The sequence below is a fragment of the Rhizobium sp. CF142 genome (assembly GCF_000281145.1).
Lineage (GTDB): Bacteria > Pseudomonadota > Alphaproteobacteria > Rhizobiales > Rhizobiaceae > Rhizobium.
Genome location: NZ_AJWE01000082.1, coordinates 1 through 426 on the forward strand (window position 1 = coordinate 1; position 426 = coordinate 426).

Annotated in this window: 1 protein-coding gene; it reads right to left on the minus strand. The window is 66.2% G+C overall.

From position 1 onward, the window contains the following. A partial coding sequence (locus PMI11_RS15700; RefSeq protein ID WP_037071491.1) for a putative Ig domain-containing protein occupies positions 1–426 on the minus strand: 426 nt, incomplete at both ends.

Sequence of the window (426 nt, forward strand, 5' to 3'; positions counted from 1 at the left end):
CGTTGGTCAGCACGTTGCCGCTGGCAACCACGCCGCCCGAACCGTTGGCCACCCCGCCCTTCTCGGTCGCGTCACCCGCATCGGCAACTGCCGTCGGCGTCGTGTTGCCGGGCGTCGACACGGCGATGTTGAAGGTCTCATTGGCCGCCAGGCCTCCGAGATCGGTTGCCGTCACCTTGACGCCATAGGTCCCGCCTGTCGTCGGCGTGCCGGAGAAGGTTCGCGTCGTGGTATTGAAGGCCAGCCAGGCAGGCAGTGCCGTACCGTCGGCAGCCGTTGCCGAATAGGTCAGCGTTTCGCCGCTGTCGACATCGGTGAAGGTTGTCGTCGGCACGACGAAGGAGAAGGCGGAGCCGACGGTGGCATTCTGGGTCGCCGTCTGGACGGCCAGCACCGGCGCATCATTGGCACCATGGATGGTGATGG